15 protein-coding genes and 1 tRNA gene are annotated in these 18,602 nt (G+C 47.7%); 4 read left to right on the plus strand and 12 right to left on the minus strand.

The window, feature by feature from the left end; genetic code table 11:
* Positions 1–25: 25 nt before the first annotated feature.
* From rnmV to T525_RS0112735, 4 genes are read right to left on the minus strand one after another with little or no spacing between them, the layout of a single operon-like run.
* Complete coding sequence (rnmV, locus tag T525_RS0112720; protein WP_027407486.1) at positions 26–565, minus strand: ribonuclease M5; 540 nt, start codon at positions 563–565, stop codon at positions 26–28.
* Positions 562–1,236, minus strand: coding sequence for a deoxynucleoside kinase (locus T525_RS0112725; protein WP_027407487.1), 675 nt, complete (start codon positions 1,234–1,236; stop codon positions 562–564). The genes rnmV and T525_RS0112725 overlap by 4 nt, the downstream gene beginning before the upstream one ends.
* A gap of 20 nt (positions 1,237–1,256) precedes the next feature.
* Positions 1,257–2,765, minus strand: coding sequence for an aminotransferase class I/II-fold pyridoxal phosphate-dependent enzyme (locus tag T525_RS0112730; protein ID WP_037325664.1), 1,509 nt, complete (start codon positions 2,763–2,765; stop codon positions 1,257–1,259).
* Positions 2,766–2,782: 17 nt separating this feature from the next.
* Positions 2,783–3,970 carry a sensor histidine kinase gene (locus tag T525_RS0112735; protein ID WP_232219220.1) on the minus strand — a complete coding sequence of 396 codons (1,188 nt, stop codon included), beginning with the start codon at positions 3,968–3,970 and terminating at the stop codon, positions 2,783–2,785.
* 153 nt (positions 3,971–4,123) lie between these two features.
* Here T525_RS0112735 and T525_RS0112740 point away from each other — a divergent pair, with 153 nt between their 5' ends.
* Positions 4,124–4,600, plus strand: a complete 477-nt coding sequence (locus T525_RS0112740) for a nitrous oxide-stimulated promoter family protein (RefSeq protein ID WP_027407490.1) — start codon at positions 4,124–4,126, stop codon at positions 4,598–4,600.
* 285 nt (positions 4,601–4,885) lie between these two features.
* Here T525_RS0112740 and rbr read toward each other — a convergent pair whose 3' ends face one another.
* The 4 genes from rbr to T525_RS15270 form a co-directional block, all read right to left on the minus strand.
* On the minus strand, positions 4,886–5,428 hold the full coding sequence (gene rbr, locus T525_RS0112745) for a rubrerythrin (RefSeq protein WP_027407491.1): 543 nt from the start codon (positions 5,426–5,428) through the stop codon (positions 4,886–4,888).
* A gap of 118 nt (positions 5,429–5,546) precedes the next feature.
* Entirely contained in the window at positions 5,547–6,047 is a 501-nt protein-coding gene (gene ilvN / locus T525_RS0112750) for an acetolactate synthase small subunit (protein WP_027407492.1), read from the minus strand.
* Entirely contained in the window at positions 6,044–7,735 is a 1,692-nt protein-coding gene (gene ilvB / locus T525_RS0112755; RefSeq protein ID WP_027407493.1) for a biosynthetic-type acetolactate synthase large subunit, read from the minus strand. Before ilvB ends, ilvN begins: the two co-directional genes overlap by 4 nt.
* 275 nt (positions 7,736–8,010) lie before the next feature.
* Positions 8,011–9,753, minus strand: coding sequence for a methyl-accepting chemotaxis protein (locus T525_RS15270; RefSeq protein WP_051533602.1), 1,743 nt, complete (start codon positions 9,751–9,753; stop codon positions 8,011–8,013).
* A 336-nt stretch (positions 9,754–10,089) separates the two neighbouring features.
* Between T525_RS15270 and T525_RS0112765 the strand changes: the two genes are divergently transcribed.
* Complete coding sequence (locus tag T525_RS0112765) at positions 10,090–12,264, plus strand: diguanylate cyclase domain-containing protein (protein ID WP_027407494.1); 2,175 nt, start codon at positions 10,090–10,092, stop codon at positions 12,262–12,264.
* A 154-nt stretch (positions 12,265–12,418) separates the two neighbouring features.
* Here the strand turns inward: T525_RS0112765 and T525_RS0112770 are convergent, their stop codons facing one another.
* Positions 12,419–13,702 (minus strand): ArsB/NhaD family transporter, encoded by a 1,284-nt coding sequence (locus T525_RS0112770; RefSeq protein WP_027407495.1) that lies wholly within the window; start codon positions 13,700–13,702, stop codon positions 12,419–12,421.
* A 326-nt stretch (positions 13,703–14,028) separates the two neighbouring features.
* Between T525_RS0112770 and T525_RS0112775 the strand changes: the two genes are divergently transcribed.
* On the plus strand, positions 14,029–15,339 hold the full coding sequence (locus T525_RS0112775) for a histidine-type phosphatase (RefSeq protein ID WP_027407496.1): 1,311 nt from the start codon (positions 14,029–14,031) through the stop codon (positions 15,337–15,339).
* A gap of 60 nt (positions 15,340–15,399) precedes the next feature.
* Positions 15,400–15,475 (plus strand) — tRNA-Ala (locus tag T525_RS0112780).
* A 120-nt stretch (positions 15,476–15,595) separates the two neighbouring features.
* On the opposite strand, the gene T525_RS0112785 is transcribed toward T525_RS0112780, so the two are convergent.
* From T525_RS0112785 to T525_RS0112795, 3 genes are all read right to left on the minus strand, one after another.
* Positions 15,596–16,111: a hypothetical protein gene (locus tag T525_RS0112785; RefSeq protein WP_027407497.1), complete on the minus strand. Its 516-nt coding sequence runs from the start codon at positions 16,109–16,111 to the stop codon at positions 15,596–15,598.
* A gap of 370 nt (positions 16,112–16,481) precedes the next feature.
* Positions 16,482–16,613 (minus strand): hypothetical protein, encoded by a 132-nt coding sequence (locus tag T525_RS16735; protein ID WP_255346651.1) that lies wholly within the window; start codon positions 16,611–16,613, stop codon positions 16,482–16,484.
* Positions 16,614–16,831: 218 nt separating this feature from the next.
* Positions 16,832–18,535, minus strand: a complete 1,704-nt coding sequence (locus T525_RS0112795) for a methyl-accepting chemotaxis protein (protein ID WP_027407498.1) — start codon at positions 18,533–18,535, stop codon at positions 16,832–16,834.
* Positions 18,536–18,602: the final 67 nt, after the last annotated feature.

The raw sequence follows: 18,602 nt of genomic DNA on the forward strand, positions 1-18,602 counted from the left end.
AAATCCTTGTCAAGATTCAAGCTCATTAATCTTTTCCCTCCTCAGCCAGAGCCGTCTCAAATTCTTCTCTGGTTACGCCATAATGGTTCAGTCTCTTTAAAAATGTCTTGGCGTTGGCATAGCCGATGCCAAGCCGTGCCCCCATGCGGGCACGTTTTTCGCTGGCTCCGGCGCCGCCGCTGATGCCAGCCCGTATAAGATCCGCCCCGGAAAATTCATTGCTTGGCTCCCAGTTAAGAGTCCGCACCTTTTCCAAGGCCTTGCGGATAGCCTCAGGGGAGGCCTGCTCAATGCCTATATCATTGTTGGCGGTGGCGTCCTCCACCGGCACAAAGGCGTGCTTTGCGTTTGGGCAGCGGCGGGTAACGTATTTGCGGATACGCTCCCCTGCACTGTCCGGGTCAGTGAGGATAATGATGCCCCGCTTTTTGTATGCTTTTTCTATGGAGTCAAGGCAGGCGGGCTTTAGGTTGAAGCCCTCGGTGATGATGCAGTCGGCCTCAACGGCTTTGTTGATGGCCACCACGTCCATTTTGCCTTCTACTACTAAAACTTCTTTTATCATAAATACCTCTTTACAGCATCATATACGTCGGAGTGTATTTCCTCGATACTTCGTGGCTGGCCGTCCTTGCTGCACACGATTTTCTTCCAGCCGTATTTGGTTGCCACCCAATTGTAGGCCTCATGGCATCTATGTAGATAATTCGTGTCCTTTTCGTGAATATCCTTTTTACGGTCCGCATTTTGGGCGGCCCGCTCATTAATCAGTCGGTCGCTGACCGCAGGATCCATATCAAGATATACCACCACATCTGGCACCGGCAATTTCAGCTTGCCAAATTCAAAATCCCACAGCCAGGTCAGAAATTCCTCACGCTCAACAGGGTCAATGAGCTTCACCGCCTGATGGACCATGTTGGAGGTGGTGTATCTGTCTGCCAAAATAATGGCACCCTCCTCGTAGGCCTGCTTCCAGTTCAAATGATAGGATGCATAGCGGTCCACTGCAAAGAAGGTGGAGGCCCCATAGGCGTCCACGTCCTCGGCGTGCTCACCGAACTGCCCTCCCAAATACATTTTCACCAAGGCGGAGGAATCAGACTTGTAATCAGGATATTCTACCTTCATTACCCGATACCCGTCCTTCACAAGATGCTCCATAAGTGCCTTTGTCTGGGTTGCCTTGCCGGAGCCGTCCCCGGCCTCTATTGTAATTAGTTTTCCCTTTGCCATCTAGTACACCTCATCTTCCCTCATGGGGAAGGCTTAACAATCTTTATATATTCAAGGGTGCTGTCAGCTGGGCCAACCACTCTCATGCCGGCCCTTTGCTGTTTTCGCACAGCCTTAATAAGCTCATCTGTGATTCTTTCCCCAGGGCACAATACGGGAACCCCCGGAGGATAAAAGGTCACTGTCTCCCCGGCGATACAGCCGGCAGATTCATTGATTTTAACCATTTCCCCTGGGCCGTAAAAGGCCTCCCTTGGGCTCACTGCCACCTCATTGGCGGTTAACAAATCCACGGGAACCACAGGCTTTTCGCCCCTGCCCCGACCATGATTTTGGGCCAGAAGCTGAAGCACCTCCAAAAGGCGATGGGCTGTATCCTCATTATCTGCCATGGAAATAATAAACAGCAGATTGTTGTTGTCGGAAAGCTCGCACTGCACCTTGTATTCGTGGCGCAAAATAAGCTCCGCCTCAGGCCCCGGCAGCCCAATTCCCGTCAAATTCACGATTATTCTGGTTTTATCCAGACTGAAAGTGTCGGTGGAATCAAGTATTTCATCCCCTACGCAGTACAGTCCATCTATTTTGTTGATTTCCTCACGGAGCCAGTTCCCCAGCTCCACTGCCCTCTCCAGCCTGTTTCTTCCCTCTGTGGCCATTTGCAGTCTGGCAATATCCAGAGAGGCCAAAAGCAGCTGATTTGGGGAGGTGGACTGCAAAATAGCCGCCGCTTCACGTATTCTCTCCCCTGATACCCTGTCACTTCCTATATGAAGCATGGAGGTTTGGGTAAGGCTTCCCAGCACCTTGTGGGTACTCTGGGCCACCACATCCGCCCCCAGATCCAGAGCCTGTTTTGGCATTTCTTCAATATGTTGGGCAAATTTCAGATGGGCACCGTGGGCCTCGTCCACCAGCAAAAGCATATTGTGCTCATGGAGAATATCCCCAATGGCCTGTAAATCCCCTGCCATACCATAATAAGTAGGGTATACGGCAATCAGGGCTTTTGCATCAGGATTCTCCTCCACTGCCCGGCGCACCGCTTCAACAGTCAGCACCCCGGCAATCCCCAGGAATTCCACAATCTCCGGCTGAATATACACTGGCCTTGCCCCTGTAAGTATTATGCCCCCAATAATGGAACGGTGGGCATTACGGGGCACCAGCACCTTATCTCCGGGCTGTAATGTGCCAAAAATCATGGCATGGATAGCCCCAGTGGTGCCGTTTATCATAAACATGGTATCCTTGGCGCCCCAAAGCTCCGCCGCCAGGGCCTCCGCCTCCTTTATGCACCCGGAGGGCTCGTGAAGGTCATCCAGCTCCTCCATAAGGGAAACCTCCTGTCTCAGCCCCTCATGGGTAATAAGGCGTTTAAGTCTCTCATGGGCCCCCAGCCCCTGCTTGTGGCCGGGAGTATGAAAAGCAAGGGCGCCGTCCCTGGCATATTTGTCCATTGCTTCAGAAATCGGCGCCTCATTTTGATTAAGTTTACAATTACTTTTAGGCTTAGTATCTTCAAACATAAAAATTTAATCCTGAGTTATCTTGGCTGAGGGTACGGCATCTTAATATTCACCCTGGTACCCTTCCCCGGCTCGGAGGCAATAGCTATAGTTGCACCGATAATACGGGCCCGCTCCTCCATGCCAATAACGCCAAAACGGCCTTCCCCAGATGGATTGCGGCGCTCCTCCGCCAGCTGCTCCACATCAAAGCCATTGCCCTGGTCGGAAACAAGAATGGCCAAATGATCCGTGGTAAACAACATACGCACGCTGGCCTTGTCCGTCCCCGCATGGCGGTGAACGTTGTTCAGGGCCTCCTGCACAATGCGGAAGATGGTAACCTCCACATGGTTGTCAAACTTGTACTCCTTGCCGTCAATCTGCAAATCCGCGTTGAGAACCTCCCGCTCACCCAGCTTTTTCACCAGCTGACGGAGAGCCGGAATAAGTCCCAGATCATCCAGGGTCATTGGGCGCATGTCAAAAATAATCTGACGCACATCCGCCAGACATGTACGAATTTGACGGCGCAACTCCTGAAGACTGGCCTTGGCCTCATTTGGGCGGGTATCCACCAGACGCTCTACCACAGATGCCTGATAAATGAGATTTGCCATTTCCTGGGCAGGACCATCGTGAATCTCCCGGGAAACCCTAAGCCGCTCGTTCTCCTGTGCCTTGATAATCTGCATTCCCAGAAATTTATTCTTGGACACGATCTCCATCTGGGTCACCACATCACTTAGCTGTGAAGTGAGATAGCCGATAACTGACCCCAGCTTAGTGGCCAATGTCTCCGCCATGTGGAGAGTCTTCTCCATACTGTAAAGGCGCAGCTCCAGACGATCACGCTGACGCCTTGTCTGGTATTCCTTTTCCTTGGCAATGGCCAATTTCACCTGAACAGTCTTTACAGCCTCATAGCTGGCCCGAATACGATCCTCGGAATAATTGGAAAAATTGCCGCTGACCTGAACCAGCTTCTGCTTTTCCTTCTGCTCCACCCGCACCAGCTCATCCACTTCGTCCTGGAGCTTGCGGGTCTGCTCTTTCAGCTCCTGCAGCATTTTCCGGGTGGACTCCACGTCCTCCTTGGTATTTTCGTATATCTCAAATATCTGGCCTTTACTGCCTTCCATTGATTCGATACTCTGCTTAAAGGCATCACGAAGCAGGCGCTCACCCTGACCATCATCCATATCCATAGATAAATCGATGTTCACGTTTAAAAAACCTCCCACTAATCCTTAGTGTAATTGTAACGTAAACAGAATTTCAATGCAAAGTATTTTTATTACGACTTGCATTTAAGTGAGAATACTATTAAAATCTTATATGGTTATGTCTATTTTTAACACAAGGAGAGTTCGTATTTTATGGGTATGTTTGACAGATTTTTACCAAAGAAAAAACCAGTTGAAATAAAAAACAACATCCCAAAGGAAAAGGAAAGCATCAAGAAATCCTTTGGTATTTATTGCAACAAGAATCACGGCACCAAGGGTGAGAAGCTGTGTCCGAAGTGTACAGCCCTTCTGGCCACTGTAATGACCAAGATGAACCGCTGTCCTTACGGCATCACCAAGCCAATCTGTGACCGCTGTGAAATTCAGTGCTTCGGCGACAAGAACAACAAGATGTTCAATGAAATCATGAGTGCCTCCAGCACCGGCATGATGTTCAAGCATCCAATCATGTCCTTCAAGCACAAGATGGCCAGTATGAGTGTTGATTATTCCAAGAGCAAGCAGGAAAAGAACGAGCGTGAAAAGGCCAAGGCAAAGGCAAAGAACGCAGCCGAGAAGGCCAAGGCCCGCGAGGAAGCTAAGAAAGAAAAAGAAGAAAAGAAATAATTTCAAATTAAATTTCTGCAATGTAAAAATCCCAGCTCAGGCTGGGATTTTTTTGCGTACATGGATATTTTATGGGGCAGTGGGCTGGTGGATTGAACAATTAGTCACGGTGCGTTAAGAAACTTTTTATTGCTTACCTTAATATTAGTGGAAAAAATCATCTGTTTGAGCGAAGCGAGTTATGATTTTTTACACTATATAACAGTAATAAAAAGTTTTAGTGCCGTGACGACGTGAAAGACACCAGTCCACTGCCCCTATCAATTACTTACTACACAATATAACTTATTTGTAATTTGTAGGCAGAACCTGGAAGTGAGCCTTTGGATGAGCGCAAACAGGGCACTCCTCAGGGGCTGCTTCCCCGGTGCATACATAACCGCAGTTGGAGCACTGCCAGATAACCTTTTCGTTCTTCTTGAATACCTTGTCCTGCTCCACGTTCAAAAGGAGAATCTTGTAGCGTTCCTCATGCTCCTTTTCAATGGCCCCAACAGCCTCAAAGAGCGCCGCAATCTTGTCAAAGCCTTCCTCACGGGCAACCTTGGCAAACTCCGGATACATGGAAGTCCACTCCTCGTTTTCACCGGCTGCAGCTGCCTTGAGGTTTTCAGCGGTGGAGCCAATCTTACCTCCGTTCACCAGCTTGAACCAGATTTTGGCATGTTCCTTCTCGTTCTTGGAAGTCTCAGTAAAGATGTTCTGAATCTGAACATAGCCGTCCTTCTTTGCCTGGGAGGCAAAATACTGATACTTGGTGTGAGCCTGGGATTCACCTGCAAATGCTGCCCACAAATTCTGTTCGGTCTTACTTCCTTTTAATTCCATGAAAAAACCTCCTTCATATATATAACACACAGGATACAACACACATTTAATATTCCACCTAACGGATAATAATTATCCGTTAGCAATAGTATACCATTTTTGTGGGCGATGTCAACACTCACATTTTTTTTATCGGAATCGGCCCGCGGCTAAGGGCAATGGCCCCTGTTCTGGCTATTTCGATAATCTCAAACTCCGCCAGCATTTCACAGATGGCGTTGATTTTGCTCTGGGAGCCCGTAAGCTCAATAACTACATTTTCAGGGCTTACATCTACTATTTTACCACGAAATATATCAACTATGTTACGAATATCTGCCAAAGATCCCTTGCTGGCCCGAACCTTTAGGAGCACCAGCTCACGGATAATGGAATCCACCAGCCCCAGATTAACGATTTTTATAACGTCAATGAGCTTGCCAAGCTGATTTACCACCTGCTCCAGCTCCCGGTCATCCTCCACGGAGACCTCAATGTTAATGCGGGTAACGTCCTCGTCCTCGGTGTAGCCCGCGGAAATACTTTCAATATTAAAGGCGCGGCGGCTGATAAGTCCCGATACATGGGTCAGTACACCAGGCTTGTTGTCTACCAGAACTGCTAAAATATACTTTTTCATTCTTCGGAACCTCCCAAAACCATATTGTCCAGCTGAGCCCCGGGAGCCACCATTGGCAATACGTCCTCATTGGCCGGCAGCATAACGTCAATCAGCATTGGCCCCTCCACATTAAGGGCCTTCTCCAGGGATTCCCTTAACTCCTGGGGCTTTTCAATGCGGCAGGCCTCCATGCCCATGGCCTGGGCCAGCTTCACATAATCCGTCTTTCCACCCAGCAAGGTCTGGGAGTAACGCTTGCCGTAGAACATGCGCTGCCACTGGGTAACCATGCCCAGTACCCGATTGTGAAGGAGAACTACCTTCACATCAATTTCGTTGTCCGCTGCTGTGGACATCTCCTGACAGTTCATCATAACAGAGCCGTCCCCAGTGAAAAGCACCACCTTTTTATCAGGACAGCCCAGCTTGGCCCCGATGGCAGCCGGCAAGCCGTAGCCCATGGTACCCAGGCCTCCGGAGGTAATAAACTGCCGTGGATTGCGGCTGTCGAAGAACTGGGCCGCCCACATCTGGTGCTGGCCCACATCAGTAACCACAATGGTATTTTCATCCACCAGCTGACTTACTGTATCAATAAGCTGCTGAGGCATAATAAACTGTTCATTTGTCTTGTAGCTGAAAGGACATTCTCTGTCCATATCAAGGGTCTGCTTATGCCACTTGGCAAAACGGGCGAAATAATCCACCCCTGTTTTATGAAGTCTCTCGCTGAAAATTGGCAAAGACCAGCAAAGATCCCCGATTACAGGATAATGGGAGAATACATTCTTGTTGATTTCCGCCTTGTCCACCTCGAAATGAACCACCTTGGCGTTAGGGGCAAAGGCATCCACCTTTCCCGTAACACGGTCATCAAAGCGCACACCGATGCCAATGAGAAGATCGCTCTTTTGCACTGCCATATTGGCGGCGTAGGAGCCGTGCATGCCCACCATGCCCAAGAAGCCTTCCTCCTTGGCAGGAATGCAGCCCAATCCCATAAGGGAGCTTACCACCGGAATGCCGGTGTATTTTACAATATCCCGAAGAACATCTGTCTGGTCAGAAAGGGTTACACCGCCACCGATGAAAAATACAGGACGCTTGGCCTCCCCCAAAGCCTCCATCACATCATCAATCTGGTGCTCGTCCCCTGTAAAATCCCCCTTGTAGCCACGTAGCTTCACCTTCTGAGGGTAGTCATACTCTATCATGGTGGTGAAAACGTCCTTGGCAATATCAATAACCACAGGACCCGGACGGCCAGTACGGGCTATAAAGAAAGCCTCCTTAATAACCCTTGGCAGCTCCGAGGCCTTTTTTACCAAATAATTATGCTTCGTAATAGGGGTAGTTATGCCCACAATATCCGCTTCCTGGAAGGAATCCTTGCCAATAAGGGGATTGGTCACCTGTCCCGTGAAGCACACCAGTGGCACAGAATCCATGTAGGCTGTGGCAATACCCGTAATGAGGTTGGTGGCACCAGGTCCGGAGGTGGCAAAAACCACACCCACCTTGCCAGTAGCCCTCGCGTAGCCATCTGCAGCGTGGACGGCCCCCTGCTCGTGACGGGTTAAAATATGAGGAAACTTCGCCTGATAAACCGCATCGTATAAATCCAGCACTGCTCCCCCGGGATAACCAAATACCAAATCCACATTTTCTCTTTTCAGACTCTCCAAAATCGTCTGGGCCCCATTCATCTGCAAGGAAAACTCCCCCTTATATATAGAATGAAACTGTAAATTGCAATTTTAAAAATGTAAATCGCAATTCATCAGCCACGGACATATATCATAACATTGTCCACTGAGTACATATTATACAATAACATCTGTACAGTTATCAACAATTTGTTGATAAAATGTGTATACTTTTAGTGAATTTTAACATCACTTTTCCACATAACCACGCACAAAGAGGCATTCCGCCACAAAACGTGGAGGAATACCCCTTTTTATTACCTGTTAATATAAAATTAAATCTTAAACTTCAATGTAGTATCCTGCAGATGCTGGGCATAATCAGCCAGTGTACGGCTTGCCTCGGCGATTTCGTCAATTCCCGCAGACTGTTGTTCCGTGGCAGCGGACACAGACTGGGATTCCCTGGATACATTATCCGCCTGCTGGGTAACGTTGCCGATGTTTTTAACCAGCTCGTCAATAGGCCCCATAAGGCTCTTAATCGTCTCGTTAATGCTGGAGGAGGTTTCACGGACGTGATTAACCCTGTCAAGAATCTGGTTGAAGGCATCCCCGGTGGTGGACAGATTCTCCTTGCCGGATTCTGCGGCCTTGGCACCCCTTTCCATGGAAGCCACCGCATCGTTGGTTTCCTTCTGTATATTGCCTATAAGCTCGCTGATCTGCTGGGCTGCATTCTGGGATTCCTCAGCCAGCTTTCTTACTTCCTCCGCTACTACTGCAAAGCCACGGCCCTGCTCGCCGGCCCGGGCCGCCTCAATGGCTGCATTAAGCGCCAGCAAATTGGTCTGCCCGGCGATGCCGGAAATAACGGACACGATATGGCCGATTTCCTTGGAACGCTCTCCCAGACGGGCCACTCTGTCCGTGGACTCCAGAACAATATCAGTAACCCCGTTCATTTCGCTGATGGTGGAGGATGCCAGCTCATTACCTTCGTTGGACTTCTCCACTGCCTCGCTTACTGACTGTCTGGCCTCTTCCACTGCCGCAGTTACATTCTGCATTTCCGTCAGAAGATTTCTGGCCTTTTCATCAGCCTCCGTAAGTTCCCTGGTCTGCTGCTCCGAGGACCCGGCCATGGCCGTTACAGAATGGGCCACCTCCTGGGTTGCCTGGGCTGACTGATGGGCACTGGCAGTAAGCTCCTGGGAAGCAGAAGCCACCTGCATGGCGGTCTTCTGAATATCCTGACACATTTTGCGGACGTTATCTATCATATTGTTAAATTGATGTCCGATGGTGGCAAATTCATCACTGCCATCGATTTCCACCTTGCTGCGCAGGTCGCCCCCGGCCACCATGGTGGAAACACGCACCAGCTCCTCTGCAGAGGCTTTTATATTTCTGTTAAGGAGAATCATAACGCCGATACAGAACACAGCCGCTATCACAGTAATGGTTATGGACATTACCGTAACGGAATTATAAACCCCCTCAGCCTCTGCCATGGCAGTCTTGGTACCCTCATCGCAAACCTCTATATCCTCCTTCACGGAATCAAAGGCTTCATCAAAGGCGGCATCAGCTTCCTCAACCAGGGCCTTCATTTCCGCATCCTCTTCAAGGGAAGCAAAATCCTTGGTTTTCAGGGCATTGTTAATTTTACCCACAACGGCCAGATATTTATCCCAAAGCTCCTTTTCCTCCTGGACGGTCTTAAGATCCGCCTGCCGCTCTTCCTCTGTATCGTATTCAGACTCCATTACGAGATTTTTATATTCCTCCAGGTCCTCATTTACCTCATCCCTTGCACTGTCAAAGCCGTTCCGCAGGGCAGTAATGGCATTGGCATCATCGGCGTTGGTTATGAGATCCACATAGCCGTTGGCCTTTTCCATGTGATTGACCATATTGGAAACCAGCAGGGCCGTCTCCATCCAGTCCGCCACATTTTCCGCCTCCAGATTTTGCTTTTTTGCAGAATTGTAGCTGTACAGCCCCAGACTCACAATGATAATCAGCAAAATGCCGAAAACCACCATTAATTTTTTGGTAAGGCTAAGATTGTTCATAATCCTCACACCCCTTTATGTCACCTTGAATTGATTTATATATTTTTACAACACTTATTTTAAAAAACACTTTTAGCTCTTAGATTGTTATTCGAGATTAAAAGCTAAACTCCTTTTTATCCCGAAATTTTTCGTAAATAATTTCAATAACATTTTATGAGTTTTTTCAGAAATGCCCTTCGGGAATATTTCGCCTGTAATATACATTTTTCGTTGAAAATAAGTTGTAAAAACAATGGACACAATCCACTTTCTTAATTATTATGTAGATAAGGTAAAATTTTAAGAAATATTCACTAGCAGCCAGTTTTGAACAATTCCGCTGAGGTAATAAAAATGTTTATGAAATTATCCGCCAAGTATATAATTTCAATTCTGACAATCCTGACATTGCTCATTCCACCAGCTGCCACGGGGGCAGAGGATAACACTATTCCCGGCCGCCCTGTACGGGTGGGGGTGCTCCACGTAAAGAAGGACACCAATCCCCACGGCCGCCAGCTGCTGGAAAGGCATATCAGGGCTTATCTGCGGGAGCTTTCCAAGCGTACCCATTTAGGCTATGAATACATTCCAGTTCATTCCGGTGGCGGCAGAAAAATGTTGGCAGACGGCACTCTGGATTTATTGGTTCCGGTTCAGGGAAATACAGCCCTCAGCCCGTCCCAAATATACAGTGAGGGCTACTCCGTATATGGCATGCTGAGTCTCTTCACCATTCCCGGAAGCAGGCTTAACATACTGGACAGTTCCACCATGAATGGGATTTCCATTGGCTACGTAAGCCTTGAGGACAATTCGGGTTACATCAATCACTACGTCCGGACCCAGGGCTGGGAAAATGTAAATTTTATTACATACGCTGACGGGCAGAACATGATAGAAGCCCTCCATAAAGGGGAAATACAGGCCGCCATGGACGACGGCTCCCATCTGCAGGGAAATGAAATTGAACTGGCCATAATAGCCATAACCCGGTGTCAGTTTATGGCACTCCCCGCCAACCAACGGCTTATTCTGGAACTGAACAATGCCATCCTTGATACGGAGCTGCAAAACCCGTCCTTTGGCACTGCCCTGGAACAGGAATATATTGACCCTGCCATCCACAGCATTGCCACTTATTCCGAAAGGGAGCAACGTTTTATTGCAACAGCCATGCCAATCAGGCTTGTGCTGGTGGGTGAATTTCCTCCTTTTATAGATGCAAACTCCGGCATTTTCAAGGATATTGTTGAGAAAATGTGCGAAGACAGCGGCCTTAGTCTTAAGGTGATGGTGGCCAAAAATTCCCAGGAGGCCAGAAATATGCTGGACAGGGGCGAGGCAGATATTTTGCCATTTGTTTATTCCGGCGACTTTACTGAGACTCCCCGAAATTACACAAACAACTTTATGACAGCAGAATATTCCGCCGTCATTCATGAATACACCACCTTCATCGGTACCCCAAAAACCATGGTCATCCCGGCGAATATTCCTGGGCTGAAGGGATACCTCAAGCAGCAATACCCTGGCTGGGATATCGCAATACTGGATACGGTGGAGGACTGCCTTGATGCAGTGGAAAATAACAAATACACCATTGCCATGGTGCCAAACCTTTATCTTGTCCAGCACAGCAACCTTGTGACCAGGTCCAGACTGAGAATCAGCGATACCCATTCCTGTCACATCGGCCTCAGCCTTATGGCAGGGGAGTACACCCCGGACATGCTGACCCAGGTGCTGAACACTGCCATCCAACGTTTATCCCCCGATGAAGTCCGCCGTATTATAAAAAACAACAGCAGGCCTGTGCTGAATCCCGGCTACCTTCTTCAGGAATATCCTATACAGATGGTGGCAGTCATGTTGCTGACCCTTATTATTATATTGGGCGTGGGCTTTATGGTTCATAGAACCCGTGAGGCCAAACGGCATAGTGCAGAATTGCAGGCAAAAAATGATGAGCTGGAGCAGGCCCTCAGGGAAGTAAAGGTACTTACCAAGGACAGGGATGCCTACAAGCAGGAATCTGAAACAGATCCCCTGACAGGTCTTCTTAACAAAAAGGGAATTGCCCTGCGATGTCAGGAGCTGCTGAAAAGACAACAGGAGGGGGAAGCCGTTGCCCTTATTATTATTGATTTGGATCACTTCAAGGAATTTAATGATACCTACGGGCATCAAATGGGAGACGAACTGCTGGTGGCCTTTGCAAATATCTTGAAAACCACCTGTACTGATCTCACGGCAGCAGGCCGTTTTGGTGGTGACGAATTCATGATGATGGTAACTCTCCCCGTAAATTCTACCATGGCGGAAATCAAGAAGCAGTGCCGATGGCTTCTGACCCTTATAAAGGATATGATGGTTGGCGGACACGCTGCCAATGTAACTGGCAGTATAGGCGTTGCTATTACCAAGAAAACGGGCACAAGCTATGACTTCCTGTTCCGCCAGGCGGACCGTGCCCTATACAAGGTAAAGGATTCCGGCCGAAACGGCTATAAGGTTTACGAAAAATAATTTGCAAAACAATAAAAATAATTTTAAGCACGAAGCTAGATGAAAGCACAAAAAAGAAGACTGCGGCATGGTGTCTCGAAACCACCCTGGGCCGCAGTCCTCTTTTTTATATTAAGCGCATTATGCTAATTTAATTGTCAATATAATCCGTCCATTACATGAGGTAACGGAGATATACATAGGCAGTACTGATGATAATGGAGAGAATCATCAGCGGGAAGGCGATCTTCATAAAGCCTATGAAGGAAATCTGTCTGCCGTGCTGGGCTGCCATAGAAGCAACTACAACGTTGGCGCTGGCGCCGATGAGGGTACCGTTACCACCAAGGCATGCACCCAGTGCAAGGGACCACCACATAGGCTCCAGATTGTTAAGACCCATGGCACCCATGTCCTTAATAAGAGGAATCATGGTGGCAACAAATGGGATATTATCAACGAAGGCAGAGGCAAGGGCTGACATCCAGAGAATCAGGATAGCAGTACCCTCCACGGAACCGTGGGTAATCTTGATGCCTTCCTCAGCCAACCACTTGATAACGCCGGTTTCAACCAAACCGCCAACCAAGATGAACAGGCCAGCGAAGAAGAAAATTGCAGTCCACTCAACCTTGCCCAGAACCTTGGCAATCATTTCCTCGTCTCTTGTAAAGGTAATCAGCAGGAGAAGGCCGGCGCCGGAAAGAGCTGCAGTGGCAGACTCAAGGCCAAGGGCACTGTGGGCAACGAAAAGGCTCATGGTCAGTGCCAATACTGCCAGACACTTCTTCATCAGCGGCTTGTTGCTGATCTGCTTTGCGGCATTCAGCTTCATAACCTGCTCCTGAAGCTCAGGAGTAGTGTGGAGAGACTTTCCGTAAATCATCTCCAGCAGGAATACAGTTACAATGAAAATAATAATTGCAGGCAGAGTCAGATGGATAATGAAATCCAGGAAGCTCAGACCAACAGCAGAACCGATCATAATATTTGGCGGGTCACCTACCAGAGTGGCAGTACCACCAATGTTGGAAGCCAGAATCTGGGCAATGAGGAAAGGCTTTACATCAACCTTCAGCTGGGCAGTTATACTGAAAGTTACAGGAACCGTCAGCAGAACTGTGGTTACATTATCCAAAAGTGCGGAGCATACAGCTGTCAGCAATGCCAATGCCAAAAGCAGCTTCATAGGGTTGGCCTTAACCTTCTGGGCCGCCCAAATGGCCAGGAAGTTAAACAGGCCAGTCTCCGCTGTAATATTAACAATAGTCATCATACCAATGAGCAGGCCCAAGGTATTAAAATCTATGTGATGAATTGCAACCTCCTGGGACAGAATGCCACAGAGAATCATCAGCATAGCGCCAACGATACCAACAATGGTACGATGGACTTTTTCTGAAATAATCAGTGCATATGCAGCTACAAATATCACCACTGCAATGGTTGTTGTATCCACAACATTACCTCCTCTAACCGTAAATATTTGTTTGACGATTTCTTAAATTACCATAACTTTATCATATAATCAATAATTTGTACATAGGGAATTGCTATTGTTTTGAATTAAATTTGTATAATGAATAACTTTCCCCATGATTAGGTGAATATTTTAAAGAAATGTAACCTAAGACTTCTTAATGATACACCAATTGGGGATACGATTGCAAGGTACTTTTAATAGCTGGTACTAAAAATATTATTACAGAAATTCCCCTCACTCAGCAGGGATTGGCATTGTTTTTGTAGTATATTAAACCCATCAAATTTTATGGAGGAAATATAATGCAACCTTTAAATTACACAATTAAAAAATGCCTGGGGCTTTTGGGACCCGCTGCCATTTCTGCCCTCCTTCTCCTTTCATGGTCCACATGGACTGAGGCAGCCTCGGAGCTGACAGACAAGGGCTACCAGCTGGATCAGATAGTAATGTTCAGCCGCCACAATTTAAGAACCAGCATCACATCAGAAGATTCCTCTGCCGCCACCATGATGACCCATCCCATGCCAAAATGGCAGGTCCCCAGGGGCAATCTCACCATGAAGGGTGGCGTAAATGAAACCATATTGGGACAATATTTCCAGCTCTATCTTATGGACGAGGGCTTCATGGCGGACAGCTGGCAGCCTGGGTACGGCCAGGTGGACTTTTATGCAAATTCCTATGAAAGAACAATTGCCACAGCCCGTTACTTTGCCACAGGACTGCTGCCAACGGCCAATATAACCATAAAGCACACAAAGGCCGTGGGAGGCAGCGATGCTGTGTTCAACAAGCCCTTTGCGATGGATACCCCTAAGCTTATGGAGTTGGCCATGGAATATCACAATGAATACTTCCAGTCATACAAGGATGTGTTCAGCAAATGCTATGACAGCTTCGCCAGGGTGACTGATTTTCCAAATTCCCCTTATGCCAAAAAGCACGGCATTGACCACATCAATACAGACGATCTGGCCCTGACATTCTCCGGAAAGGAGAAAAACGTTATAAATTATGATGGCACTGCCAGAAAAGCTTACAAGCTCCTGGACCCCATCATTATGAATTACTATCAGGAGGCGGATAACAGCAAGGCGGATTTTGGCACAGGACTCACCCGTAAGGACTGGGAAAACCTGGGAGCCGTAAAGACCAAGAGTATTGAAATGGTGGTGGGAAACCCCGCCGTTGCCCTCAGTCATTCCCATGATATTCTTAATATTATGGAAAGTGACCTAAAAAATGACACCTTGAAATTTGCCTTCATCTGCGGCCACGATACCAATATATTCACCATACTCACAGCCCTGGAGACGGAAGATTACTCACTGCCGGAAACCATACTGACCAAGGCACCTCTTGGGGTAAAAATCGTCTTCGAAAAGAGAAGGAACCCCCAGGGTGACCTCTTCATATACCCTTATATTGCCTATATGTCCGATGACCAGCAAAGAAATTCACGGCAGCTGAGCCTCCATGAGCCACCGATGATTTATCCATTAAACTTCAGGGGACTTGCCAAAAACGGGGACGGTCTATATCGCTACGAGGATATATTGACCCTTATGGACAGAGTAAACGCCAAATATGAGGAATATTGCCTCCATTAATTTTAATTTCCCTATTGACTTATGTTCTCCCCTCTGTTATACTAACAAACGTCAGTTAATGGGGGCGTAGCTCAGCTGGGAGAGCACATGCCTGGCAGGCATGGGGTCAGGGGTTCAAGCCCCCTCGTCTCCACCATTAACGAAAAAACACCTCGAAACCTTTAGAGATAAGGGCTTCGAGGTTTTTTGTTTTGTTTTTTTGTTTGCTGCTTTGTTTTTTCTGTTTTTTCCTTTTATTTTGGGTTAAATGTTATTTTTAATATTCCGGGGTACCCTTTATAATCATAAGATAATGGATTCTGCCACTGTTATCGCTGTCCACCATTCTCAGGACCAGATTTGTATCCCCCGGGGTATAAGAGTAGGATTTTTGGGAAACGCACATATATTGGTATGCCACCCCCATAATTGATTCATAATCCTTGCCATATATCTCAAAGGCCTCTGCCAGGGGCATGCCAAAACGGACCCCGTCGCTGGTGGCCCAACCGTTGTCGCCGCTTACCATAATTTTACGGATTTTATTGTTGAGAAAGCTTATTTCAATATCATCACCGTACATAATCACCTTGTCCACCAGCTGGAAATTTCCCGGCTTCTCCACGTCAGGCGGCCCGAAGCAGGCGATTACGTCATCGTAGGTCATTGTCAGATCCAGGCCCCCAAGATTTACCTGGTCCTCACGGATTTGGGCACTTGCTGTGGCTGAAGCCATCACCACCATTATGCACACAAATAACAAAAATCTCTTAAACAGATTTACCTTGCTCATTTTATATCTCCTTTCATTACTGTATGACATTCATCTTTCATATACAAAATTTGAAAAATCCTTCCATATATAATAATAGGACAGCCCTCTCCAAAAGGCTACATTAAATTTGCTAATTTTTAAAGAAATAGTTGCATTATGTAACCGTTTAATGATAAAATAACTTAACAATAAAAATGCTTTCTTTCTTACTTACTTCCTTTCCTACTCTCTATATGATTCAAAACTATGCTGGCCCCCACGCCAGCAGGGAAAAGGGCTGGTCCTGTACCAGCCTTTTTTCTTTGTAAAAAGAGACAGATTTGCCAGTCCCCTTCCCTTTGGCAACAAAAAAGAGCTGCCGAAGCAGCCCCCCAAAAATCCAACAAACCTAATATGTGTGAATTTCCTTATAAAGGCCTACGCACAGACGATAGACCAACTTTCCGGCCATAATTACCAACGCACCAGTCAAACCGATAAACAACACTGAGATTAAACCAAGAGCCACATCTGCCATCATGTAAAATCCCCCTTTGTTCTGTTGGTTAACTATATAATTCTATAACTAACCTTATTATACCATCATTTGCATAATATATCGAAAAAATAGGGCCAAATAATGACTTTTTAATCCAATTGTAATATTCCCCGTGGTATTATTCCCCGGCCCCATACACCAAAAAAGAGCTGATCTAAATGATCAGCCCTTTTCATTACTGTCTACATTATTTAAGATTATTAAAATTTAAACTTACGCAGTACAGTCTGTACATCCTGAGCCAGCTTGGCCAGTGCGTCGGAGGCGGAGGCGATTTCCTCTGCAGATGCGGACTGCTGCTCGGTGGCAGCGGATACGGACTGCATTTCGTCAGCTACGCGGCGGGCACCTGCATCGATTTCGTGCATTTCCCCAGTGATACCCTCTGCCTGACGGGCAACCACCTGGACTGTATCAGCCATCTGGTTAACATTGTCGCTAACCTGATTTACAATGCCGGCTATTTCATCAAATACCTGGCTGAGGCCCTCAACGGACTTGGTGCCTTCAATAACTGCGTTATTGCCCTTGGCCATGGCGTCCACAGCCTTGCTGGTATCGCTCTGGATTGCACCGATAAGCTGGGCAATCTGCTGAGCTGCCTCTCCGGACTGCTCTGCCAGCTTTCTTACTTCCTCTGCTACTACGGCGAAGCCGCGACCCTGTTCACCGGCGCGGGCTGCCTCAATGGCGGCGTTAAGTGCCAGCAGATTGGTCTGGCCAGCCAAATTGGAAATAGTATCAACAATGGCGCCAATTTCCTGGGAACGCTCACCCAGCTTGTCTACCAGCTGGGAAGCATATTCGGAGCTCTCCCTTACGCTATGAATCTGCTTAACGGAGCTTACTACCTCCACAGTACCGGCAGAGGCCTTGCCAGCCGCCTGTCTGGACTTATCTGCTACATTTTCAGCTTCCTTGCTGATATTTTCAACGGAATCACTAATCTTAATAACTTCAGAGCTGCCCTTGTCCACAGCCCCCTGCTGCTTCTCCACTATATCAGCGGCACCAGTAACGGACTGGGCCACAGATACAGCAGCATCGGCGGACTGCATGGAGCTTGCGGTAAGCTCCTCGGAAGCGGAGGCTATCTGCTCAGCACTCTTGGAAACCTCGCTGAGGAAGTAATTTACGGACTTGGCCATCTCAAAGAGAGCACGCTCCACATCGCCAAATTCGTCCCCGCGGGTGGAGGCCTGACCCCTGATTACAAAATCACCTGACTTCAGTCGGTCGCAGGTATCAATCATATCATTAAGCGGAGTCTTGATGGCCTTGATAATAACCAAACTTACAAGAATGAGCAATACAAAGCAGATTACGATGCTTAAAACCATGGCACGGGTGGCGCTTGCACTTGCTTCCTGGTTGGCTGCGTTAACGGCAGCTGCTTCCTCCACAGCATCCTTGGTCAGAGCCTTTAACTGATCGCGAAGCTTGGTGGTATCATCCTTGGCTGCCCTATTGTACTCAGCAGTACCAGCTGCGGAGCCATCAGCCTTAACAGCATCAATTACTGCTGGCAGGGAGGTCTTGAACTTGTTCCAAGTCCCCATCATTTCCTTAACCTTGGCATCAGTTGCAGGATTATCCTTTACCAGTGCCGCATACTCATTGATTTCTTCATCAAAGGAGGCAATATCCTTGGCCTGGGATTTTTTAACCTCATCACAGCGGGACGGATCGGCAATGGCCTGCATGGAGCGAACCTGAATGGTTCTCATCTTTTCAGTACAGCTGCCAAGCATATTTACGCTCTGAAGCTCCCGGGCATACAGGAAATCCAGTTCTGCCGCGGCACTGTCAATGGAGGAATATCCCCTGTACCCCACAAACAACATGCCGATGATACTGATAGCTACCAAAATTAAAATCTTGACTGTTACCTTCAAATCATTCACTTATTTTACCCCCTTGTTAAACAGCAAGCACCCTCATACTTTTCCCACCATTATAGTAGGCCGCTGT

Source organism: Anaerovibrio sp. RM50, assembly GCF_000622005.1.
In the GTDB taxonomy this organism is placed as follows: Bacteria; Bacillota; Negativicutes; order Selenomonadales; family Selenomonadaceae; genus Anaerovibrio.